This window comes from Halofilum ochraceum (assembly GCF_001614315.2).
GTDB lineage: Bacteria > Pseudomonadota > Gammaproteobacteria > XJ16 > Halofilaceae > Halofilum > Halofilum ochraceum.
The window spans coordinates 34,463-56,759 of record NZ_LVEG02000007.1 but is presented as its reverse complement, the minus strand read 5'-3'; the positions used below and the strand labels follow the sequence as shown (position 1 = coordinate 56,759).

The 22,297-nt window shown below is 66.7% G+C and carries 19 protein-coding genes; 8 read left to right on the top strand and 11 right to left on the bottom strand.

The window, feature by feature from the left end; genetic code table 11:
• Window positions 1-111: 111 nt before the first annotated feature.
• The gene (gene htpX, locus A0W70_RS08915) at window positions 112-1,008 is read left to right on the top strand and encodes a protease HtpX (protein WP_070988992.1); all 897 of its coding nucleotides are present in this window, start codon (window positions 112-114) and stop codon (window positions 1,006-1,008) included.
• Window positions 1,009-1,151: 143 nt separating this feature from the next.
• Here htpX and A0W70_RS08910 read toward each other — a convergent pair whose 3' ends face one another.
• The gene (locus tag A0W70_RS08910; RefSeq protein WP_070989097.1) at window positions 1,152-1,625 is read right to left on the bottom strand and encodes a Crp/Fnr family transcriptional regulator; all 474 of its coding nucleotides are present in this window, start codon (window positions 1,623-1,625) and stop codon (window positions 1,152-1,154) included.
• Between the two features lie 200 nt (window positions 1,626-1,825).
• Here A0W70_RS08910 and A0W70_RS08905 point away from each other — a divergent pair, with 200 nt between their 5' ends.
• Window positions 1,826-4,228, top strand: coding sequence for a putative bifunctional diguanylate cyclase/phosphodiesterase (locus tag A0W70_RS08905; protein WP_083330892.1), 2,403 nt, complete (start codon window positions 1,826-1,828; stop codon window positions 4,226-4,228).
• A gap of 40 nt (window positions 4,229-4,268) precedes the next feature.
• On the opposite strand, the gene A0W70_RS08900 is transcribed toward A0W70_RS08905, so the two are convergent.
• From A0W70_RS08900 to A0W70_RS08890, 3 genes are all read right to left on the bottom strand, one after another.
• Entirely contained in the window at window positions 4,269-4,919 is a 651-nt protein-coding gene (locus A0W70_RS08900; RefSeq protein ID WP_083330891.1) for a LutC/YkgG family protein, read from the bottom strand.
• Window positions 4,916-6,334, bottom strand: a complete 1,419-nt coding sequence (locus A0W70_RS08895) for a LutB/LldF family L-lactate oxidation iron-sulfur protein (protein WP_070989095.1) — start codon at window positions 6,332-6,334, stop codon at window positions 4,916-4,918. The genes A0W70_RS08900 and A0W70_RS08895 overlap by 4 nt, the downstream gene beginning before the upstream one ends.
• A 110-nt stretch (window positions 6,335-6,444) precedes the next feature.
• Window positions 6,445-7,239: a (Fe-S)-binding protein gene (locus A0W70_RS08890; RefSeq protein WP_070988990.1), complete on the bottom strand. Its 795-nt coding sequence runs from the start codon at window positions 7,237-7,239 to the stop codon at window positions 6,445-6,447.
• A gap of 539 nt (window positions 7,240-7,778) precedes the next feature.
• Here A0W70_RS08890 and dctP point away from each other — a divergent pair.
• From dctP to glcF, 5 genes are all read left to right on the top strand, one after another.
• A complete protein-coding gene (gene dctP, locus A0W70_RS08885) occupies window positions 7,779-8,936 on the top strand; it encodes a TRAP transporter substrate-binding protein DctP (RefSeq protein WP_070988989.1) in 1,158 nt (385 codons plus the stop codon).
• Between the two features lie 99 nt (window positions 8,937-9,035).
• A complete protein-coding gene (locus A0W70_RS08880) occupies window positions 9,036-11,255 on the top strand; it encodes a TRAP transporter large permease subunit (protein WP_245675843.1) in 2,220 nt (739 codons plus the stop codon).
• Window positions 11,256-11,334: 79 nt separating this feature from the next.
• Complete coding sequence (locus tag A0W70_RS08875) at window positions 11,335-12,834, top strand: FAD-linked oxidase C-terminal domain-containing protein (RefSeq protein ID WP_070988988.1); 1,500 nt, start codon at window positions 11,335-11,337, stop codon at window positions 12,832-12,834.
• A gap of 7 nt (window positions 12,835-12,841) precedes the next feature.
• The gene (gene glcE, locus A0W70_RS08870; RefSeq protein WP_070988987.1) at window positions 12,842-13,912 is read left to right on the top strand and encodes a glycolate oxidase subunit GlcE; all 1,071 of its coding nucleotides are present in this window, start codon (window positions 12,842-12,844) and stop codon (window positions 13,910-13,912) included.
• Window positions 13,913-13,930: 18 nt separating this feature from the next.
• Window positions 13,931-15,157 (top strand): glycolate oxidase subunit GlcF, encoded by a 1,227-nt coding sequence (gene glcF, locus A0W70_RS08865; protein WP_070988986.1) that lies wholly within the window; start codon window positions 13,931-13,933, stop codon window positions 15,155-15,157.
• Between the two features lie 472 nt (window positions 15,158-15,629).
• Here glcF and A0W70_RS08860 read toward each other — a convergent pair whose 3' ends face one another.
• The 7 genes from A0W70_RS08860 to A0W70_RS08830 form a co-directional block, all read right to left on the bottom strand.
• Window positions 15,630-17,114, bottom strand: a complete 1,485-nt coding sequence (locus tag A0W70_RS08860) for a hypothetical protein (RefSeq protein WP_070988985.1) — start codon at window positions 17,112-17,114, stop codon at window positions 15,630-15,632.
• Between the two features lie 4 nt (window positions 17,115-17,118).
• Window positions 17,119-17,502 (bottom strand): hypothetical protein, encoded by a 384-nt coding sequence (locus A0W70_RS08855; protein ID WP_139150810.1) that lies wholly within the window; start codon window positions 17,500-17,502, stop codon window positions 17,119-17,121.
• A gap of 17 nt (window positions 17,503-17,519) precedes the next feature.
• Window positions 17,520-18,185 (bottom strand): thioredoxin-like domain-containing protein, encoded by a 666-nt coding sequence (locus tag A0W70_RS08850; RefSeq protein ID WP_217495420.1) that lies wholly within the window; start codon window positions 18,183-18,185, stop codon window positions 17,520-17,522.
• A 217-nt stretch (window positions 18,186-18,402) separates the two neighbouring features.
• On the bottom strand, window positions 18,403-19,272 hold the full coding sequence (locus A0W70_RS08845) for an alpha/beta fold hydrolase (protein WP_070988983.1): 870 nt from the start codon (window positions 19,270-19,272) through the stop codon (window positions 18,403-18,405).
• 153 nt (window positions 19,273-19,425) lie between these two features.
• Complete coding sequence (locus tag A0W70_RS08840; RefSeq protein ID WP_070988982.1) at window positions 19,426-19,749, bottom strand: AzlD domain-containing protein; 324 nt, start codon at window positions 19,747-19,749, stop codon at window positions 19,426-19,428.
• Complete coding sequence (locus A0W70_RS08835; RefSeq protein WP_070988981.1) at window positions 19,746-20,444, bottom strand: AzlC family ABC transporter permease; 699 nt, start codon at window positions 20,442-20,444, stop codon at window positions 19,746-19,748. The genes A0W70_RS08840 and A0W70_RS08835 overlap by 4 nt, the downstream gene beginning before the upstream one ends.
• Before the next feature lie 121 nt (window positions 20,445-20,565).
• Window positions 20,566-21,237 (bottom strand): DsbA family oxidoreductase, encoded by a 672-nt coding sequence (locus tag A0W70_RS08830; protein ID WP_070988980.1) that lies wholly within the window; start codon window positions 21,235-21,237, stop codon window positions 20,566-20,568.
• A gap of 107 nt (window positions 21,238-21,344) precedes the next feature.
• Here A0W70_RS08830 and A0W70_RS08825 point away from each other — a divergent pair, with 107 nt between their 5' ends.
• Window positions 21,345-22,280 (top strand): EAL domain-containing protein, encoded by a 936-nt coding sequence (locus tag A0W70_RS08825; RefSeq protein WP_070988979.1) that lies wholly within the window; start codon window positions 21,345-21,347, stop codon window positions 22,278-22,280.
• The last annotated feature ends 17 nt before the right edge of the window (window positions 22,281-22,297 follow it).

Here is a 22,297-nt window from a genome sequence, read left to right as displayed (position 1 = left end):
CCGGCGGATGATCACGGCCCAAAAGAAACGGTCCGGTCGCGATCGCCGAAGAACTTGAAACGGTAACCGCCATCCCCATTGATTTTCCATCACGGTCAGGAGCTCGGGAGAATGGGTAAACGCGTACTGCTGTTCGTCGCCACCAACATCGCCATCGTACTGGTGCTGAGCGTCGTCCTCGGGCTTCTCGGCTTCAGCGGCATCCTCGACGAGCAACAGATCGGCATCGATTTCGGTGCCCTTTTGATCCTCGCGGTGGTCATCGGTTTCGGCGGATCGCTGATCTCGCTGGCGCTGTCGAAGACCATGGCGAAGCGGATGGCCGGCTGCCGCGTCATCGATACGCCCCGCAACGAGGCGGAGCGCTGGCTGCTGGATACCGTCCAGCGCCAGGCCCGGGCGGCCGGGATCGGCATGCCGGAAGTGGCGATCTACGACGCCCCCGAAATCAATGCCTTCGCGACGGGGGCGCGCCGCAATGCCGCCCTGGTGGCCGTCAGTTCCGGCCTGCTCAGGGGCATGACCCGCGACGAAGCGGAAGCCGTTCTGGGTCATGAGGTGACCCACGTGGCGAATGGGGACATGGTGACGCTCACGCTCATCCAGGGCGTGGTCAATACCTTCGTCGTCTTCCTCTCGCACCTGGTGGGCCACTTCATCGACCGCGTCCTGTTGCGCAACGAGAGCGGCCACGGACCCGGTTTCTGGATCGCGACCCTGCTGGCCCAGGTCGTGCTGGGCGTCCTCGCTTCGATCATCGTGATGGCGTTCTCGCGCTGGCGCGAGTACGGGGCCGACCGTGGCGGCGCGGAACTCTCCTCCAGGCGCAACATGATCGCCGCACTCCAGCGCCTGGGCCAGAACCGTGTCGCGTCGACATTGCCGGACGAGGTGGAAGCGTTCGGGATCAGTGGAGGCGTCGGCCAGGGCCTCAAGCGCCTGTTCATGTCCCATCCGCCGATCGAGGAACGGATCGCCGCACTCAAGGCGGCAGACCGAAACGGTTAACGGAACGACCGAACCGACCGGACGCCCTTGGCCCTTGGCCCTTGGCCCTTGGCCCTTGGCCCTTGGCCCTTCGCCCTCGGCCCTCGGCCCTTGGCCCTGCCGCCTGCCGCCTGCCGCCTGCCGCCTGCCGCCTGCCGCCAGGCTCAGGCGAACCCCGCGGGATTCCACTCGTCCATCATCCTGCGGCGGGCGGCCTCCAGGCGTTCCGACATCAGTGCGGCGAAGCGCTTCATCAGCGGGTAACCAAAAGCGGGATCGCGCTCGCAGCGCTCGAGGATCGGCTTCCCGTCGAATTCGACCACCTCGGTGACTTCGATGACCCGCCCCCGGAAATTCCATCGGTACGGTGGAATCAGCCATGACCACCCGAGGACTTCGCCAGCACCCAGCGCCTGCACCTCCAGGGAGGGTCCTTCGATCGCGGGCACCCCGACCGTGATCCGGCCGGCGCGGATCAGGTAAAACCTATCGGCCGTCTGCCCGTGCTCGAACAGGATCGCCTCCTTTTCCAGGTTCGTGACCGTGGCATTCGCCGCGAGAAATTCCACGGTCTCTGATGCAAGACCCGCAAAGAATTGATACTGCATCAGCGAGTTGACCAGCGACTCGTCGTTCATCCCCTGCTCCATTCAGTTGTTCGATTCCGGGACCGAGTGCCCTTCGAAGTCCTGCGGGGCATTCGTCACGATGTCCCTCCGAGCATAGTCGATCCCGGACCGACCGAAACCCGCGACTGAGGCGTTTCCTACCCATCCGAACCCATGACATGTCAACATGAAGCGGCTGAACCCTGCCGGCATGCGCATCGACTGCCGGCATGATCCGCCGTCCCGTGCTGATCGAGAGACAGACGCTCACCCGTCCGGAGGGCCGTGTGTACGACCTGAGTTCGCATATTGAACGCGACCTGCGCCTGTCCGCGAGCGAGGCGGTGGACTCACTCGAGGCGCGGGTTCAGAGCGAGCAGACGCGGTTGTTCTGGTCTCAGGCCTATCTCCTGGTGGGCCTCGGCGGCGCCATCGGCGTCGCACTGGTGGCAGCGCAATGGGCGGTGATCGATCACGCAAGGCTGCTCGGCTGGTTCGGACTGCTGCTCATGGTCTCGATCCTCTGGGCCGCCGCGATCGTGATCTACCACCATCGCGCCACCCGCGGTGGTCCGCACCGCCAATGGCTCACGGCGGCCGCGTTCGCCGCGCTGGTCTATGGCGTCACCTGGAGCATCGGCGCGTTCCAGTTGTTCCCCGATGCGTATTTCACCAACCAGGCCATCCTGACCATCATGTTCGCCGGCCTGGCGGCCGGCGCGATCACCGTGATTTCATCGATCTCGGTCACGGGCGTGGCCTTCATTGTCCCGGCGCTGCTGCCGCTCGCCTACCAGTTCGCATTGGCCGGGACGACCCATGCCCATCTCATTCTCGCGATGCTGCTGGTGTTGCTGTTGACCCTCGTCATGGCCAACCGCCATCTCTACCGGACGCTGCGGGAGAATATCCGTCTGCGGATTGAAAAGAGCCTGAGCGAGGCGGCACTCCATGAGAGCGAATCCCGCTATCGGCTGATGTTCCACCAGAGTCCGCTGGGCATCGTTCACTACGACGCCAACGGCATCGTCCTCGACTGCAACGAGCCGCTGGCCGAAATCCTCGGCCGGACCGGCCCGGAGATGGTCGCGACCAGCATGCTCGACGATATCGGGGATGCCCGCATGGCCTCGGCGGTAAGGGCATCGCTCCGCACCGGCTGGGGATATTACGAGGACACCTGGGGATCCGACGCGGATGCCCACGGCACGCCATTGCGCGCCTTTTTCAACGCGGTCCGGGGGCCGGATGACTCAAGTCTGGGCGGCGTGGGCATTATCGAGGATTTCACCCAGCGCAAGCGGGCGGAAGAAGCGCTGCACCGCGAGGCCTACTACGATGCCCTGACCGGGCTGCCGAACCGCCGACTCCTGGCCGACCGTCTCGAACAGGCACTCCGCGCCGCACGGCGTCACGGGCGTTTCGGGGCGCTGGTATTCCTCGATATCGATCACTTCAAACGCATCAATGACCGCCTCGGTCATGCCGCCGGTGACCATGTCCTGTCCCGGGTCGCCGAACGCCTGGTCGCCAGCCTGCGGGACGAGGACACGGTCGCCCGCCTCAGCGGTGACGAATTCATCCTCCTGCTGCGCGAGGTCGCCGACACGGAGGAACTCGCCGCCAAGGCCGCGCGGGCGGTGTGCGACAAGATCCTGGCGGCCCTGCAGGAGTCGTTCGAAACCCCGCAGGGCGCGGTTCGGCTGACAGCCAGCCTCGGTATCACGCTTTTCCCCCAGGACAACGCCCCGGCGGAAGAACTGCTGCGCCAATCCGACACGGCGATGTACAGCGTCAAGCGCGAACTGCGTGGAGAGGCCCGGTTCTACGACGTGGCGGACGACCCCGCGGGCCACGACACGGCCAACCTGGAGCATGACCTGCGGTTCGCGCTGGAGCGGGATCAACTGTTGCTGCATTACCAGCCTGTCGTGCAGGCCGACGGCACGGTACTCGGTGCGGAAGCACTGTTACGCTGGCAACATCCGGAACGCGGCCTGATCCCGCCCGATCGATTCATACCGCTGGCCGAAGACGATGGCCTGATCATATCGATCGGGCGCTGGGTTTTCGGCGAGGTCTGTCAGCGGCTGCACGAATTCGGCCCCGTAGCGGCGGGTCTGCCGATCTCCATCAACGTCAGCGCCCAGGAATTTCACCATCCGGGCTTTGCACGTCACGTCGAGGAGACGCTGGATCACACCGGGATAGACGGCCGCCGGATCGTGTTCGAGATCACCGAGAGTGTGCTGATCGATCGCGTGACGTCCACGATCGACAAAATGGAACGGCTGCGTCGCCGCGGCATCGCCTTTGCCGTGGATGATTTCGGTACGGGCTATTCTTCGCTGACGTATCTCAAACGCCTGCCGGTGGACACCATCAAGATCGATCGCAGTTTCATACGCGATCTCGATGTGGATCCCGCCGATGGCGCCATCGTCGAAGGGATCATCGCCATGGCGGGCCGACTCGGACTGCGCGTGGTCGCGGAGGGTGTCGAGACCGGGGAGCAGCTGACGCTGCTGCGCGCGAGGGGCTGCGAACGATTCCAGGGCTTCTACTGGGGGCGACCGGCGCCTTTCGATACGGCCTTTGGGCGCACGACAGCGGGGCCGAGCATCGAGACATGAGCCCCCGGTACCGACTGGCCACCCCCGGTGGCTGGTGGACTCACCCGTAGAGCGCGATCACGAGCCGGATCGGTCCGTGGGCGCCCAGCTGCAGAGTCTGCTCGATATCGGCCGAACGCGATGGACCCGTAATCCAGTTGACGGCACGCGGCATGGCACCGCGCGCGCGCATCAGGCTCCAGGCATGCTCGTACGTGCCGACGATCGCCTCCGCCGGAATGGCGACCACATGCACATCCGGCAGAAAATTCAGCGTGATCGGGCTCTGCGGCCCCGAAGCCAGCACGAGAGTACCGGTCTCGGCCACGCCGCAGACAGCATGGCTGACACAAAGCCGGTCATCGGGTTGGCCGCGGCGCGCTTCGATCGCGATACCCGCGTCCGCCCAGCTCAGCGCGTCGAGCGACGGATGGGGGGCGATCGCTGCGGCCGCATCAAAGCCATGCGCGCCGCAGATACCGCCGACGAGTCCCGGCAGTTCCTCGATCGCGCCCAGCTGCTCGACGTCGGCACTGGCCTTGCGGGCCATTTCCACGAAGCGCGCCCGCAGTTCCTCGGCGGTTCCCTCGCCGCGGGCCGGCAGGGGTCCCGGCGCGTGCGTGGCAATGCGTTCATCCACTGGCGCCGGATTGTCCGCATCGCGCCCGAGCCGCGCACGGATATTGCCCAGGATATCGTTGCGTCCACTCAATGGGATCGCCCCCGGTCACGCCATTGATCGGTAAAGGTACGGCCAGCGGGGGCCGGCAGATCCCGGCTGGACGTCCAGCCAGCGGCCAACGGCATGCGCACGATCCGGCCCCGGCGTCGCCCCATCAAGCGCAGCATACGGGCCCCGATCCGCGCCATGCGGTGATAGAGGCGGGGACGACGGGCGATCCACGCCCAGATGCCGATTCCCCAGCGCGCGGCCGCGGGCTGATAACCGGCCTCGTATTCCCGCTCGCGCCAATGCCGCATCAGGTCGGGCAACGGGATCTTCACCGGACAGACCTCGGCACAGCGGCCGCAGAAGGTGCTGGCGTTGGGCAGGTCGCCGCTGTTCTCGATACCGACCATCTGTGGCGTCAGCACCGCGCCCATGGGCCCGGGATAGACCCAGCCGTAGGCGTGTCCGCCGACGGCGCCGTAGACCGGGCAGTGATTCATGCACGCCCCGCAGCGGATGCAGCGCATCATCGGCTCGAGTTCGCCACCGAGCATGTCGGAGCGGCCGTTGTCCACGAGCACCACATGGAATTCTTCCGGGCCGTCGAGATCCTCCTGGCGCTTCGGCCCGGTGGAGAACGTGGTGTAGACGGTGATGTCCTGACCGGTCGCGGACCGCCCCAGAAGGCGCAGGAGCGTGCTCGTGTCCTCGAGGGTCGGCACGACCTTGTCGATGCCCGCGACGACGATATGTACCCGGGGCAGCGCCTGGGACAGATCGCCGTTGCCCTCGTTGGTCACGATCACGGTACTGCCGGTCTCGGCGATACAGAAATTCGCCCCGGTAATCCCCACGTCGGCGTCCAGGAACCGCTGGCGGAGGACGCGGCGCGCCTCTGCCTGGAGCTCGGCATGTCCGTCGGAGTTCGAGGACATGGCCGGATCGTGGTGCGCCTTGAAGGCCTCGTAGATCTGGTCGCGTTTGAGGTGGATTGCCGGCGCGATGATGTGGCTCGGGTGGTCGCCGCGCAGCTGCAGGATGTACTCGCCGAGATCGGTCTCGATCGGCGTGAAACCCTCGCTTTCCAGGTGATCGTTGAGCCCGATCTCCTCGGTCGCCATGGACTTGCCCTTGGCGACCGTGCGGGCACCGGCGGCGCGACAGATCGCGGCGATGGCACTGCACGCTTCCGCCGGGCCGGTGGCCCAGTGCACCTGCCCGCCGCTGTCCGTGACCCGCCGCTCGAACCGTTCGAGGTAGGTGTCCAGATGGGCGATCGTATGGTCGCGGATCGCCGTCCCATGCTCGCGGATCTCGGGCCACTCCGGCAGACCATCGATCGCCCGCGCACGCTTGCCGGGAAACCCCTTCTGGATGTTTTCCAGCGCACTCTGAAGACGCGGATCCAGAAGCGCCGCGCGCGCGGCCGGCTTGAAACGCTTGCTCTCGACTTCCATCGCGCTGTCCCAGTGGGCGGGCCGTTTCGACTCACACCCGGTCGATCGGCGGTCATCCGATCCGTCCGGCATTCCGGCGGACCTGCACCGATCCGTATATTCGCGGCAATTTACCGCAGGGTTTCGTCCGCTTCGCCGATCGCGGGCGCATCCGTCATGCCGGCGAGAACTTCCGCGACATGCCGTGCCTTGAGTTCATGACCTTCGCGGCTGAGGCGGCCGGCGATGTTCAGCAGACACCCCAGATCGCCCGCCAGCACCGTATCGGCCCCGCTCGCCGCGAAGCGGCGGCATTTATCGCTCACCATGCGGGTCGATATTTCCGGGTATTTGACGCAGAAGGTGCCGCCGAAACCACAGCATTCCTCGCAGCCTTCGGACTCCGAGAGGGTCAGTCCAGCGACCTGGCGCAGCAGGCGGCGCGGCTGCTCGCGCACGTGCAGTTCACGCAGTCCGGCACAGGCATCGTGGTAGGTCACGGTGCCATCAAACCGCACGCCGTCGAGTTCAAGGCCGCGTTCATCGACCAGGAATGCGGCCAGCTCCCAGGTCCGGGCCGCGAGAGCCATCGCCCGGGCGTGCGCCTCGGGCTCCTCCGCTTCGGAAAACAACCGTGGATAGTGCTCGCGAATGGTGCCGGCACAGGACCCCGATGGCACTACTACGTAATCGCACCCCGAGAAGTTCGCGATCACCTGTTCGGCAAGCACCCGCGCATCGCCACGGTCGCCGCTGTTGTAGGCCGGCTGGCCACAACAGGTCTGCTCGGGGACGACCACTTCGCAGCCCGCCTGTTCGATCAGCGTCGCCGCCGCGAAACCCACCCCGGGACGGAACAGATCGACCAGGCAGGTCACGAACAGACCGACGCGTGGCCGATCCCCGGGTTCACTGGATGCGCTCATGACGCCAAGTGTAACCCGCTGAAACGGCGTGTACGACCGTTGCGCAACCGCTCGGGACTCGGACCCAGGCCCGCCCGCCCCGGGCAACGCCGGACCGCGAGAGCGCATGCCCTGGTCGCGCCTCGACCCGGAGCTCAGGCCCGGACTGACGCCGTTCAGGCATATCGGGACTGATCACGCACCCGGTGTATGGCTGCATTCGATTTGCCGCCGCGGGGATGCTCTGATACACAATAGACTCGCGCCAGATGATTCGGTCCACATGGCCGATGTCTGTGCGCGCCAGCCCATGCGGCAAACCGTCCGCGACAGGTCGCCGGCACATGGGCATCAGAGTTCATGCAGGAGGGCAGCCGGAACAACGATAACGCAACCGTTTCCCGCCTGCCGGCAGCGCGCCTCCCGACGATCGCTATATCCCGAGGCCGCTGCCATCAACCATCCGGGAACGGGACATTGATATGGGGCCGTCCGTCGAAGGACAGCCGCACGCTCCCGTTACCCGGCGGCATGTCGCGGCCAATCTGGAGGTGTAAGGCATGAAAGACCAGAAAGATGATCGTGTCGACCAGAATTCAGCGCACGAGGACAACGTCAGTTCGTCCCGGCGTGGTTTCCTGAAAAAGAGTGCCGCGCTGGGCGCGGGCGGTGCGATCCTCGGCGCGCCGGCCATCGGCAACGCCCAGGACAGCAACGGTATCCGGCTGCGGATCCAGAGTTCCTGGCAGCCCGGAACCGTCGGCTACAAGACGTTCGAGAACTGGGCCAAGCGCGTCCAGGAACTGACCCACGGCGAGGTCCGGATCGAACCGCATCCCGCGGGCTCGATCGTCGGTGATTTCTCGCTGGTCGATGGTGTCCGCGACGGGGTCATCGAGGGCCAGAACATGTTCACCGTGTACTGGGCCGGCAAGATGCCCGCGGGCGTATTCTTCAGCTCCTACCCGATGGCACTGTCCGTACCCCACCACTGGGACATCATGTACGGCGCCTATGGCGGCCACGGGTTCGTCAACGACCTGTACGGCAAATTCGGGATGGAGTTCCTGGGGCATGTCCACCACGACATGAACCTGATCCACTCGAAGGAGCCGCTGCGCAGCTTCGATGACTTCAAGGGCAAGAAGATCCGCTTCCCGGGCGGCATCGTCGCCGAGACCTTCGCCTCGGTCGGGGTGCGCACGACCCTGCTGCCCGGTTCCGAGGTCTATCCGGCGCTCGAGAAGGGCACGATCGACGCCGCCGACTTCGTCGGCCCGGCCGTCAACTACGAGCTCGGGTTCCACCAGGTGACCGACTACATCATCATGGGTCCGACCTCGACCCCGTGCCTGCACCAGCCGGTCGACCTGATGGATATCGCGATCAACAAGCGCACCTGGAACCGCCTGTCCTCGCAGACGCAGGACGTCATGCGCGACCTGGTCGCCGCTTACTCGCGCGAGCACTATGCGGCGATCCAGGAGGCCAACCGCAAGGCATGGCCGAAATACGAGGAGGCCGGCGTCGAGGTCATCCACCTCAGCGAGGAAGACGCCGCACGCTTCCGTCAGGCGGCCATCCCGAAATGGTTCGAGTGGGCCAACAAGGACGAAGACGCCGCCCGGCTCTTCAAGATCCATCTCGAGACCATGAAGGATCCGTCCATCGCGGTCATTACCGACGAAGACGTGAAGGACTACTCGCTGGATATCTGATCCAGCGAGACGATCCGCTACCACAATAAACGGATCCGCACGGGGCCGTGCCAGTAATGGCACGGCCCCGTTCTGATCCACTTCCCTGCGAGGCGCACGATGATCGATCTCCAGCTCTCCTGGCAGATGCCCCATTGGCTGTACTGGTCCCTGCTGCTGATTGGCCCGCTCGTGGTCATGTATCTCGTGGACCGCAGTTATCGTCGCGGCGGCACCCCCAGCGGTGGCGCCGAGTCGCAGACCGACCAGGTCGCTCCGGGACCGGAGAGCACGAGCCACGTCAGCGTTGCCGGCAACATCGTCACCCGGACCGTGGACCGGATATCCGGTTTCACGGGTCGTTACGTGGCGTACTGGTCACTGCTCGCGCCTTTCATCTACACCTACGAGGTCGTCGCCCGCTACGGCTTCAACTCGCCGACGAACTGGGCCCACGAGTCCATGTTCCTGATGTTCGGCATGCAGTACCTGATCTCCGGGGCCTACACGCTGCGCGAGGACGGTCACGTGCGCGTGGACGTGATCTACGCGGGACTCCGCCCGATCACCAAGTCCGCCCTCGATATCCTGACCTCGGTTTTCTTCTTCATCTTCGCGGTCGTCCTCACGAGCACGGCGTGGAACTTCTTCGCCAACTCCATGGCATCGGACGACTATTTCTGGGCCACCGGCTACCGCAACGAAGTATCGTTCAGCGAGTGGTCGATCCAGTACTACCCGATCAAGTTCAGCATGTTCCTGGGCGGCCTGCTGCTGCTGATTCAGGGCATCTGCCGCCTGATCAAGGACTGGCAGTCGTTCCGGATCGCGATGGCGGCCGGCGACGGCAACCGCCGCCTCGGCTGGGGGCTGGTGATCGCCGGCGGGATCATCGCGCTCATCGCCATCGGCGAGGGCATCAATACGGTAATGTACTTCCCGCGCGAGGCGCCGGTCAGCATGGAGGCGCTGCTGGAGAACGTCAGCATCGGCTGGCTCACCGTCATCATGTTCGGCACGCTGATCGTGCTGCTGATGGCGGGCCTGCCGCTGGCGTTCGTGACCGGCGGGCTCGGCATCGTTTTCCTCTACCTCATCAGCGACCAAGCGGCATTGCACATCACGCCGTCGCGCATCTTCCCGCTGATGACCAATTACCAGCTCTCTGCGATCCCGCTGTTCATCTTCATGGCGGCGGTGCTGGAGAAAGCCGGTCTTATCGATGAGCTCTTCGACGTCGCCTACAAGTGGCTGGGCGCGCTGAAGGGCGGCCTGGGGATCGCGACCGTCGCGGCCTCCACGCTGCTCGCGGCGATGGTCGGCGTGATCGGCGCGGCGGTGGTCACGATGGGCCTGATCGCGCTGCCGGCCATGCTGGCGCGCAATTACGATCCGAAGATCGCGCTCGGGTCCGTCATGGCCGGGGGTACGCTTGGCATCCTGATCCCGCCCTCGATCCTGGCCATCATCTACGGCGTGGTCGCCCAGCAGTCCGTGGGCGAACTGTACATCGGGGCGATCGTCCCCGGGCTGCTGCTCGCCGGTCTCTACGCCCTGTACATCTGGATCCGCGCGACCCTCAAACCCGGCACGGCCCCCTCCCTGCCGGTCGAGGACCGCGTCAGCATGAGTGAGAAGATCCGCCTGCTCCGCAACATGATCGCGCCCATCGCGCTCGTGGTCATCGTGCTCGGCGTCATCTTCACCGGACTGGCGACGCCGGTCGAGGCGGCCGGCATCGGCACCCTCGGGGCCATGGTCGTCGCGGCCCTGCACGGACGCCTGACATGGCCGAACCTGCACACGGCGGCGATGACCACGCTCAAGGCGACGTCGATGGTGATGTGGATCATCTTCGGCGCCACGATCTTCGTCGGCTTCTACATCCGCACCGGCGGTCAGGAATTCGTGATCGAGATGATCCAGGGGACCGGACTGGGCCCGTACGGCATTCTCATGATCATGATGATCCTTCTGATCCTGCTCGGCATGTTCCTCGACTGGGTCGGGATCCTTCTGCTGGCGGTGCCGATCTTCATCCCGATCATCGAGTCGATGACGTTCGACGGCGTGTTCGGCCTGCCGGGCGTGAACCCCGGGGATCTGGCGCTGTGGTTCGGCGTGGTGTACCTCGTGAACATGCAGATGTCGTTCCTCAGTCCACCGTTCGGGTACGCGCTGTTCTATATCCGCGGCGTGGCCCCGGCGTGGATCACGATGGGCACCATCTTCCGCGCGGCGCTGCCCTTCCTGGCGCTGCAGGCGCTGGCGCTGATCCTCGTGATCATCTTCCCGTCGCTGGTGACCTGGCTGCCCAACGAGGTCTACGGGGGCAAGTGACGCGCAGGGAGCCGTTGCCGGCGGCGGTGTCTCCGCCGCCGGCTCGTGATCCCCGGCCCGCAGGGCGTACAATCGAGGCATGACCGCGGCAACGCCATACCACAGCGACGACACCGCATTCGCGGTGCAGGCCCCACAGGTGATCGAGCGGCTGCGCGTGCTGCTGCCGGAGCGGGCGCTGGTGATCGAGGAGGCCGAGCGCCGCGCCTACGAGAGCGACGGTCTGTCCGCCTTCCGCCAGTTGCCGCTCGTGGTGGCAATACCCGACACCATCGAACAGGTCCAGGCGGTCCTTGCCACCTGCCATGAACTGGGCGTCCCGGTGGTCGCCCGTGGTTCCGGCACGAGCCTTTCGGGGGGCGCCATGCCGCATCCGCAGGGCGTCCTCCTGTCGATGGCGCGCTTCAATCAGGTGCTGGAACTCGACCCGGAGCGGCGCATGGCGCGGGTACAGCCCGGCGTGCGCAACCTCGCCATCAGCGAGGCCGCCGCGCCGCACGGCCTGTACTACGCCCCCGACCCCTCCTCGCAGATCGCCTGTTCCATCGGCGGCAACATCGCCGAGAACGCCGGTGGCGTGCATTGCCTCAAGTATGGCCTGACCGTGCACAACGTCCTCGAGGTGACGCTCGCCACCATCGAGGGCGACGTCATCACGGTCGGATCGCAGGCGCTCGACACGCCCGGCTACGACCTGCTCGCCCTGATGCACGGCTCCGAGGGCATGCTCGGCGTGATCCTGGAGGCGACCGTGCGCCTGCTGCCGGAGCCGCTGACCAAACAGGTCCTGCTGGCCGCTTTCGACAGCGCCGCGACCGCGGGCAATGCCGTCGCCGGACTGATCGCCGCGGGCATCGTCCCCGCCGGCCTGGAGATGATGGACGGTCCGGCGATCAAGGCGGCGGAAGACTTCGTGCATGCAGGCTACCCGACCGATGCGGCGGCGATCCTGATCTGCGAACTGGATGGCGGCACCGAGGAGGTCGTTGCCGACACCGAACGCGTCGACGCCCTTTTGCGCGAAAGCGGCGCGACGGAAGTGCGCGTCGCGCGCGACGCCGACGAGCGCGCCCGCTTCTGGGCCGGTCGCAAGGCCGCGTTCCCGGCGGCCGGGCGGATCTCGCCCGATTACTACTGCATGGACGGGACCATCCCGCGCAAACACCTGGGCGATGTCCTGACGCGGATCGCGGACATGGGCCGCGAGCACGGACTCGGCGTGGTCAACGTGTTTCACGCCGGCGACGGCAACCTGCACCCGCTGATCCTCTACGATGGCAACACCCCGGGCGAGCTCGAGCAGGCCGAGGCGTTCGGGGCGCGCATACTCGAGCTCTGCGTTGAGAAAGGCGGCACCATTACCGGTGAGCACGGCGTCGGCGTCGAGAAGATCAACGAGATGTGCATCCAGTTCTCGGACACCGAGCGCGAGACCTTCTTCGCGATCAAGCGCGCGTTCGATCCACCGGGCCTGCTCAACCCCGGCAAGGCCATTCCGACCCTGAACCGCTGCGCGGAGTTCGGCGCCATGCATGTGCATCACGGCGAGGTGGCCCATCCCGAACTCGAACGATACTGACCGGACCGTGAGCGAAGCCAACGACCAGACTGAGGCGATCGCGGCGCGTGTGCGCGACGCCGCCGCGAGCGGCACGCCGCTGGCGGTCCGCGGCGGCGGCTCGAAGCCGTTCTACGGACACCCCGTGCGCGGCGAGACGCTCGACGTCACCGGTCATCGCGGCGTGCTCAACTACGAGCCGACCGAACTGATGCTGACCGCCCGCGCCGGCACGCCGCTGGCGGAACTCGAAGCACTGCTCGCGGACAATGGCCAGATGCTCGCGTTCGAGCCGCCACGGTTCGACGGTGCCGCCACGCTCGGCGGTGCCCTGGCTGCCGGCCTGTCGGGTCCGCGGCGGCCGTTCGCGGGCGCACTGCGCGATCACGTGCTCGGTGTACGGATCGTCGACGGCAACGGGACGGTCGGGCGTTTCGGTGGCGAAGTCATCAAGAATGTCGCCGGTTATGACGTCTCACGGCTCTCGGTCGGTGCCCTGGGCACGCTCGGCGTCGTGCTCGAGATCTCGATCAAGGTGCTGCCGCGCCCCGAGACCGAGCGGACGGTATGCCTCGATATGGGGCCGGAAGTCCTCCATGACCGCGTCGAGGAGGCGCTGCGCAACGGCGCCCCAATCACCGCGGCCGCCCATGACGGTGCTCGTGCCTGGATTCGCCTGGCCGGCGCCGCATCAGCCGTGACCGCCGGCGCCGCCGCACTCGGCGGCGACACCCCCGCCGATGACGCGTTCTGGAGCGGCCTGCGCGACCAGACGACGGAATTTTTCCGGGACGATACTGCCGAAGCCTTATGGCGGGTCTCGCTGCCGCCCGGCGGCCAGGCCCCGGAATTCCCTGGACGCCGGGTGATCGACTGGGCCGGGCAGCTGCACTGGCTGCGCACGGATGCCCCCGCCGAACGGATCCGCAGCGAGACCACGGCGCGCGGCGGACACGCCACCCTGTTCCGGGGCGGCGCTGCCGATACACCGGTGTTCACGCCGCTGCAGCCGGCGCTGGCCCGCTTCCACGAGCGGCTCAAGCGCGCGTTCGATCCACACGGCGTGCTCAATCCCGGCCGCATGTACCCGGAACTCTGACGCGAGATCGGCCAGACCATGCAGACAAACCTCGCACCCTTCATCCGCGATACCGAGGCCGGCCAGGAAGCCGACGCGATCCTGCGCAAGTGCACGCACTGCGGTTTCTGCCTCGCCAACTGCCCGACCTATCGCCTGCTGGGCGACGAACTCGACAGCCCGCGCGGACGCATCTATCAGATCAAGCAGGTGCTGGAGGGCGCTGAGCCAACCGCAACCACCCAGCTCCACCTCGATCGCTGCCTGACCTGCCGCGCCTGCGAGACCACCTGCCCCTCCGGCGTCGAATACGGGCGCCTCGCCGATCTCGGGCGCCAGATCGTCGAAGAGCGCGTACCGCGCTCGCGCCAGGAGCGCATTATGCGCGGCCTGCTGCGCACGGTGCTGCCCCACCGCCGGCTGTTCACACCGCTGCTCACGCTGGGCCGCACGTTCCGCCCGCTGATCCCGGCCATGCTGCGCCACCACGTGCCGACGGCCCGTCGGGCACCCTGGCCCAGTGCGACGAACACGGCGACACGCCGCGTGATCCTGTTCGAGGGGTGCGTACAACCCGCCCTCGTCCCGGCCATCAACGCCCATACGGCCCGTGTACTCGACGAACTCGGGATCGCGGCGGTGCGCACCCCCGCGGCCGGCTGCTGCGGCGCGATCGACCAGCACCTCGGCGCGCCCGAGAAGGCGCGCGAACGGATCCGCCACAACCTCGACGCCTGGGCGCCCGAACTCGACGCCGGCGCCGACGCCATCGTGGTGAACGCCACCGGCTGCGGCGCCCAGGTCGCCGAGTACGCGCACGCGCTGGCCACCGATCCCGCGTATTCGGAGCGCGCGCAGCAGGCGACGCAACGGGCCGTGGATCCGGTCGAACTGCTGGAGCCCTACGCCGATCGGCTCCGCCCCGCCGACGGCATCCCGAAACGGATCGCCTTCCATGCGCCCTGCACCCTGCAGCACGGCCTCGGGCTCGGCGGCCGGGTGGAGAACCTGCTCCGGCGGATCGGCTTCGAACTCACGCCGGTCGCCGACCCGCACATCTGCTGCGGCTCCGCGGGCACCTACTCCGTCCTGCAGCCGGAACTCGCCGAGCAGCTGCGCGGCGACAAGGTGCGGAACCTGGAAAAAGGCGCACCGGAGATGATCGCGACCGCGAACATCGGCTGCCTGACCCACATCCAGACCGGCACCGGGTTGCCGGTCCGCCACTGGCTGGAAATGATCACCGCCACGGATCTCGACGGTTGATCCGGCGATAGTGCAGGAAGGTCAAAATCGGCCTCACGCAGAGGCGCTGAGGCGCGGAGAAAAGTCAAAATCGGTTTCTCGCCAAGACGCCAAGCGCGCCAAGGAAAATCGTTAAAGTATAAAAATCACTCTGTGATTCTCCTGATCCGCGCCGATTTCTTCGGTAGCTCACAACGCGGCATCGCTGATCAGGGATCCTCCGATTATCGGGAGGCCTGTAGGTCGGGCTTACAGCCCGACACTCGTAAGCCCCTGATCTGTCGGGCTAGAAGCCCGACCTACACCATTCCTCAATACGCTGTCTGGACTTGGCCAGAGGTTCCCTGGAGGCATTTCTATCGCGCTGATCAATGCGCGCCCTTCTGTTTTTTTATCTCTCTATTTTTGCCTTACTTGGCGCGCTTGGCGTCTTGGCGAGAAACCGATTTTGACCTTCCTTCGCGTGCTCTGCGGCTCTGCGTGAAAAGCCTTTTTATCCCGCCTCAACGGTCGGCTGGGCGAACAGCCACAGGCTGAAGACCGTGTACGCGATCATCAGGGCGATCAGCGGGAGTTGGCTGATGGCGGCCGCGCGGCGGTCGCCGAGGTGCATGAGTGCGAGGCGATGGGCGGCGTAGACGGCGATCACATGACCGAGGACCACGGCCGCGACCGCGAGGTACCAGACCGTGCCCGGTGAGATGACATCGATCGCGACCCGGTAGTCGGCGGTGCCGAGCAGATCGGCTCCGCTGGCGAACGGGTCACTCGCCTGCGCAATGAGCCGCTGCCCCTGGATCAGCAGGTAGGAGACATAATGCGCGAGGTGGTAGCCGACACCGATCGGCAGCAGCGACGGTGCGAACAGATCGGCCATGCGTCCGGTAATGAATGCGCTCTCGCCACGCAACAGGCGGGCCATGCCGGCACAGGCCGCACCATACAGTCCCACGAACACGCCCACCGTCAGAACGAAAGCGAGCGTTGAGATCACGGCGTAGCCGCTCAGGCCCGCCCGTTCGAATGCGCGCAGGAGCGTACTGACGCCCTCGAGCCCGGTCAGCGTGCGCCAGGTGGCGGCCCACTGGGGCGTCGCCAACAGGCCGTCGAACGAGACCGCAGCGAGCACCAGCAGGATCAGCGCGGTGGTCGAGCGATGTACCGGCGATGCCGGTGTCAGGCCCGCACCGGGAGGGCGCAGTTCCAGTGACGGTTCCCCGCCCGCGCCACCGGCCCGATAGCGCATGGGCGCCAGACGGCCGAATTCGCGGAACAGGGCACCGAAGGGATCGCCCCGCCGGGACCAGCGATCCGGCCCGAACAGGGCCATGCCCGTCCAGGTCACGGCGCTGTACGCCAGGATCAGCACGGCGAGCGTCGGCGGCTGCGCGGAATCGGGATAGACCAGTTCGAGCCAGAAAACGCCCGCCAGCAGGACAACGGCCGGCCAACGGCCCATGCCGGCGGCCGGCCAGCCGAGGTGATGGCGCCAGCCACGGCCAGCGGCCCATCGCTCCCAGAAGCGATAGCCGTGACGCCATGGATCGAGCGCGCGCCACCAGGCGTCCCCGAACACCACGCTCAGGTAGGCCCCACCCACCCAGAAGGCGACCCACACCAGCGTGACCGCCGGGTTCTCGCTCGCGTGCGCACTGCCGAACAATGCGGTCGTGACGATGAACAGGAAACCGGCGATCCCCGCGATCGGGCCGACCCACACAAGCGGTGGCCGCAGGAGGCCGCGCGCGGGCGCCGCGCCGAGCAGATCGAATCGGCGAGCCACACGCGCGCCGACCGGGCGCAGCAAAGCGATGGCCCCGATGAACGAAAAGGCCACCGCCAGACCAGCGCCCATGAGATACAGGCCCAGCGGCAGAGGCAGATCGTAGCGGCCACCGAGCGCGTGCCCCCACGCCGGTGCGACCGGTGCCGACAGGACGAACAGGAACAGGCCTCGAGAACACGCGCCGCCGGACAAAACGTCAGTCCGGCAGGATTTCGAGATACACAATGGTGCCGTGGCCGTGGCCGCCGTGTAATTCGATCGGGAAACGCCCCGGAATAGCGGCATCGAACCGCATGGTCGCCGCGCCGCCGGCGGGTACCCGCAGTTCACGATCGTATCCATGGAGATGCAGCGTTACTGCCTGGTCGGAACGGAACCGTATCGCGACCGTGTCGCCGGCCTTCGCCGACAGTGTCCGGTTTTCCTCGCGCGAACCGCCGTCTTGGAGCACAACCTCGAAACTCGGCGCGCCGATCGCCACGTTCGCAGTTCCGGGCCATGGACCCGACAATCCGAGCGCCAGCATGACCACGCCGAGCCACCGCAGAGGCGACTGGCGCCGGCGTAACCCCACGCGCATATCCAAACGCCGGCACATCATCGGACCGGATTCTCCGGACCGCGCCCGCGGTATGCGTCAATAAACGCGGCGGCCGGTGCGGCCGTGAATTCCTCCAGCTGCAGCCTTTTCGTCCAGGCGCTCATGACGATCTGCTCGCCCAGCCCCGCCGCCGGCGTGACCACGATCCCCGACCACTGGTTGTCATACAGCCCGGCCCACTCGCGTAACCGGCCCATGACCTCCGCGCCCGGTTCATCGTAATAAATGACGATATTGCCGTGCTCGAGCGCGTGGACCAGCTTCTCCATCGGCTGCCGCGCGTCATACACGCCGGGCTCGACCCAGGTGGGATTGTGTGGCCCCGACAACGGGAAACGATGGTCGTAATCGATCGATCCGGACACATGTTCACGCCCGGCCGAGGGCTCGGAAACCACCTGCGCGCGCATCGCCTCGGTGCCCTGCTCGGCCAGCGTCAGGAAATCGCCCTGACGCGCGCTGGACACCCACCACATGGCGCCGGCAAGCGCCACCAGGAATACCGCGAACAGGGCCGCGTGAATGCGCCGTCGGATCTTCGCCCGGCTCAGTGGCCGACGCGGGCGTCCCGATGCGCCGGCGCCCGATGTGTTCTTCTTCGGCGTGGTTTTTCCGCTTGCGGATTTTGGCTTCCGCTTGCTGTTGCCTTTCTTTCGGCTCAAGGCTTTTCCTCGTGATGACGGCGTTGCCCCGCCGGTCTCCGGTCGGCGCGGTTACAGGGAACGCCATGATGGGCGACCAGGGACTGCAACACGGTAAACCGAATCCGCGGGCACGGATCTGCAGGGCCCCCTGACGATATCGCAGATACCCTGCCAAGTGAATTCGCGCGCGTGTTTCTGCGTCTTGTGGTATGGACGCGAGAGAGGCGGAACCGCCTCAAACGCGCACGGTATGGACGCCCGCCCCCTGAATCCCGCTTTCGCCGAGATTGCCGCGCAGTACCTGATCCAGTTCGCGGGCGAACAGCCCTGGACAGTCGAGCATCGAGAAGTGGCCGGCATCCGGCAGCAGGCGCAGTCCGGCACCCGGAATCATGGCCTGCAGGCGGTAGGCCTCGCTCGGCGGCACCCAGCCGTCCTGTTCCCCCCAGAGGATCGTCACCGGCACCTCGAGCGAGGGATAACGGGCCTCCAGCCACTCGGTGTATTCATAGTCATACTGTCCCACCTGACGATAGTAGGCCGCCTGCCCCTCCGGCCCCGTCCATGGCTCGATCAGCGCCCGTTCCAGATCCGCCGGCAATGGCCGCACGACACCGGTGGCCAGATGGGCCGCCAGCGTGGCCCGGTGGATGTACCCGGGAACGGCGGCGAACACGGATTCATGCTCGCGCACGTGCCGCGAGAACGGCGTCCCCCAGGGACTGAGCAGCACGCCGTCGGCGACCGTGATGCTGGCGACCGGCACCGCTTCGATCAGGTGCGCCCCCATCACGGCGGCCGCGCCAAAATCGTGACCGACCAGATGCGGCCGTTCGAGCCCGCGCTCGCCCAGAAACTCGCGCAGTGCCCGGGCGAAGCTGCGCAGCCGCACCTCCTGTCCCTCGAACTGCTGCGACTCGCCGTAGCCCGGCAGGTCGAGATAATGGATACGGTAGTGCTCACGCAGGCGCTCGATCACGCCCTGCCACACCAGCGAACGGGTGGGCGTGCCATGCACCAGCACGACATCGGGTCCGCTGCCGACCGCATCCCATGCGATTTCCCCGACGCTGGTCTGCTGGCGCCGTGTGACCTGATGGTTCATCGTTCTTCACCCCGCTGTTGAATTACCGTCCCGGACACGGGCCAGTCTGTTTCGAGCATGGCCGTCGTAAATGGTTCCACAATGCAATGACGGAACGGCAGCCGACCACAACGACTCAGCGCATGAACCACCGCGGACGCGCCATGCGCGGCGTCAGGTAAGCGTCTGCAGGAACCAGAGCATGCCCATGCCGGCGGCGAGCGTCAGCAGCACATTGCGCGAGAACCAGGCGACGAAGGCCGCGACGACACCGGCGACCAGGCGCAGATTCTCCGGTGAGAGATCGATGCCGCCGCCGGAGCGCGCCAAAGCCGGCACGACCAGCGCCGCGAGGACCGCCGGGGGGACGTAGCGCAGGGCGCGATCCAACAGCGGCGGCACCCGCATCCATTGCCACAGCTCGATGAACGACAGTCGCAGCAGCCAGGTGCACAGGCCCGCACCGAGGATCGTCAGCCACAGCGTCGCCTCGCTCATGCGGCCTCCGCGCGGTATTCGAACCACACGCCCGCGGCGATCCCGCACAGCGCCCCGGTCACGATCCCGAGATGCAGCGGCATATCCGCGGCGAGCGTCGCCACTACGCCACCCGTGACCGCGGCCGCGATGTGGGGCCGATCCTGCAGCGTCGGCACGAGCAGGACCATGAAGACCAGCGGAATGGCGAAATCCAGCGACCAGTCGCGCGGCACGCTGGCACCCATGAACACGCCGACCGCGGTCGCGGCCTGCCAGGTAAGCCAGAGCGTGATACCGGCCCCGAGGAAAAACCAGTGACCGAATTCCGCCGCACCCGGCTTCCCCTGGCGGTAGTGGTGGATCCCGAGCGCGTAGTTCTGATCCACCAGCACGTAGGCGAGCGGCAACCGCCAGCGCCGGCCGAGGTGCTGGAAATGCGGCGCCAGCGATGCGCTGTACATGGAAAAGCGCAGATTGATGGTAAATACGGTGAGCAGGATGATCGCGGGCATCGCGCCATCCGCCACCAACTGCAGCGTGGCGAGTTGCGAGGCGCCCGCGAAGATCACCACGGACATCGCCATCGCCTGGGCCGAACTGAGCCCGGTGCCGATCGCCGTCAGACCGGCGATCACGCCAAACGGCGCGACGCCCGGAAGCATGGGCGCCACGGCGGCGACGCCGGCGCCGAATTGCTCGCGTCGTGAGGGCATATCCGTCCTGTCAGGGGATGGCGGCGGCGGTTCGACCCGCGACCGGCAGTGGATGATACGACAAGCGCGTGCCGCGGTCATCGCGGACCGCGGCTGGCGGGCATTCAGGCGTCGCGGGTGATCAGGCCCCGGATGCGGCGGCCGACTGCCCCTCCTCCGCCGCGGCCTGACGAATCGCTGCGACCAGTGTAGCGGGTGGCTGGGCGCCCGAAACAAGCCAGCGCTGGTTGAGGATGAACGCGGGCACCGCGTCGACACCCGCGTCCATGAACCGGCGTTTGGCCGCCCGGACGCTGTCGGCATAGCGATCGGAGCGGGCGACCGCCTCGGCCTCGTCACCATCGAGGCCGGCACGCTCCGCGGCGGCACGCAGGACCAGCGGATCGGAGGGATTCTTCGCCTCACCGAAATAGACATCGAACAGGGCCAGATTCAGGGCGGTCTCACGGCCCTGCTCGGCAGCCCAGGCCAGCACCCGATGGGCGTCGAACGTGGCAAGTGCGCGCCGCTCACGGGCACGCCGGAAGTCCAGTCCGAGCCCTTGCGCCAACGCCATGATCTCGCCCTGCGTCCGCTCGACAGTCGCGGCGTCCTGACCATACTTGCGACAGAGGTGATCGAGAATCGGCTCGCCTTCGGGCGGCATGTCGGGATTCAGCTCAAACGGCTGCCAGACGAGTTCGACTTCCACCTCGCCCTCAAGCTCGGCCAGCGCCTGCGCCAGGCGTTTATAACCGATTGCGCACCATGGACAGGCGATATCGGAAACCAGGTCGATCCGTACGGTCTGCATAATCGAGCTTCCTCTTCAGGGCGGCGTGCGGGCCACCTGCCCTCATCGATGACCACCAGTGTACGCCGCGTGGTGGCCACCCTCACAATGGTCCAGCCGACTTCCGTATGATCTGCGCATTTCGCCGGCCCGTCTGCGCCGCCGGGCGCTGCGCCAACGGCACGGGTTTCGCATGGTCTTTTAGAGCGACCGGCCGGAGCCCATGGCCATGGGCCGCGGGACGAACACGCACCGCTCAGCCGGCACCGGAAGACCCTGACCAACCCGAACAACGGAGCACCGATATCGCGGCGAATTCATCCAGCGCCACCGTCGAGATCCAGGAACTGACGGTCCACTACCAGCCGCAGTTCGCGCTGCTGGATGGCCGGCTTGTGGGCTTCGAGGGACTGCTGCGCTGGCAGGATCCTTCGGGCGAACTGGTGCTGCCCTCGGATTTCCTGAACGAACTGAAGCACGGCGGCATGCTGCGCGCCGCGACACTGGACGTGATCGACCGGATGACCGGTCAGATCGAGGACTGGCGGGAACGGCTGCCGCACGAGGCCGGGATCGGCGTCAATATCCCGGCTGCGATTCTGGCGGACCAGTCACTGCTGAAGGATCTGCGCCGGCTGGGGCGGGAGCGGCCCGACATCGCACGGCACCTCGTGATCGAGGTCTCGGAGCGCTCCACCTCGATCGAACTGTCGAACGCGTGCGCGGAACATCGCCGCCTCTGCGGCGACCGGATCCGGCTCGCACTCGATGATGTCGGCACCGGCCCACGGTCGGGAGAACTGATCCGCTCGCTCCCGGTCGATATCGCCAAGCTCGACAACAGTATCGTGGCCGGGCTGCCGGGCAATCGGCGCTGCGCGGCCGTCGCGCGGGCGGTCATCGCCGTCTCCCATGACCACGGGATGCAGGTCGCCGCGGTCGGGATCGAGCACGACAACCAGCGTGACTTCCTGGCCGAGCTGGGCTGCGACATCGGCCAGGGTTTCCATTTCGCGCCGGTCGAGCCGCCGACCCGTGCATCCCGGTGGCTGCCCGACCGCTGACGGGATGCGCGGCCCCG

What these genes read in the sequence shown, in the direction of transcription:
- htpX (WP_070988992.1), top strand. Translation starts at nt 112, where the DNA reads ATGGGTAAACGCGTACTGCTGTTCGTCGCCACCAACATCGCCATCGTA.
- glcF (WP_070988986.1), top strand. Translation starts at nt 13,931, where the DNA reads ATGCAGACAAACCTCGCACCCTTCATCCGCGATACCGAGGCCGGCCAG.
- A0W70_RS08855 (WP_139150810.1), bottom strand. Translation starts at nt 17,502, where the DNA reads ATGCGCGTGGGGTTACGCCGGCGCCAGTCGCCTCTGCGGTGGCTCGGC.
- A0W70_RS08830 (WP_070988980.1), bottom strand. Translation starts at nt 21,237, where the DNA reads ATGCAGACCGTACGGATCGACCTGGTTTCCGATATCGCCTGTCCATGG.
- A0W70_RS08880 (WP_245675843.1), top strand. Translation starts at nt 9,036, where the DNA reads ATGATCGATCTCCAGCTCTCCTGGCAGATGCCCCATTGGCTGTACTGG.
- A0W70_RS08845 (WP_070988983.1), bottom strand. Translation starts at nt 19,272, where the DNA reads ATGAACCATCAGGTCACACGGCGCCAGCAGACCAGCGTCGGGGAAATC.
- A0W70_RS08905 (WP_083330892.1), top strand. Translation starts at nt 1,826, where the DNA reads ATGATCCGCCGTCCCGTGCTGATCGAGAGACAGACGCTCACCCGTCCG.
- A0W70_RS08835 (WP_070988981.1), bottom strand. Translation starts at nt 20,444, where the DNA reads ATGCCCTCACGACGCGAGCAATTCGGCGCCGGCGTCGCCGCCGTGGCG.
- A0W70_RS08895 (WP_070989095.1), bottom strand. Translation starts at nt 6,334, where the DNA reads ATGGAAGTCGAGAGCAAGCGTTTCAAGCCGGCCGCGCGCGCGGCGCTT.
- A0W70_RS08825 (WP_070988979.1), top strand. Translation starts at nt 21,345, where the DNA reads ATGATCTGCGCATTTCGCCGGCCCGTCTGCGCCGCCGGGCGCTGCGCC.
- A0W70_RS08875 (WP_070988988.1), top strand. Translation starts at nt 11,335, where the DNA reads ATGACCGCGGCAACGCCATACCACAGCGACGACACCGCATTCGCGGTG.
- A0W70_RS08840 (WP_070988982.1), bottom strand. Translation starts at nt 19,749, where the DNA reads ATGAGCGAGGCGACGCTGTGGCTGACGATCCTCGGTGCGGGCCTGTGC.
- dctP (WP_070988989.1), top strand. Translation starts at nt 7,779, where the DNA reads ATGAAAGACCAGAAAGATGATCGTGTCGACCAGAATTCAGCGCACGAG.
- A0W70_RS08910 (WP_070989097.1), bottom strand. Translation starts at nt 1,625, where the DNA reads ATGAACGACGAGTCGCTGGTCAACTCGCTGATGCAGTATCAATTCTTT.
- A0W70_RS08890 (WP_070988990.1), bottom strand. Translation starts at nt 7,239, where the DNA reads ATGAGCGCATCCAGTGAACCCGGGGATCGGCCACGCGTCGGTCTGTTC.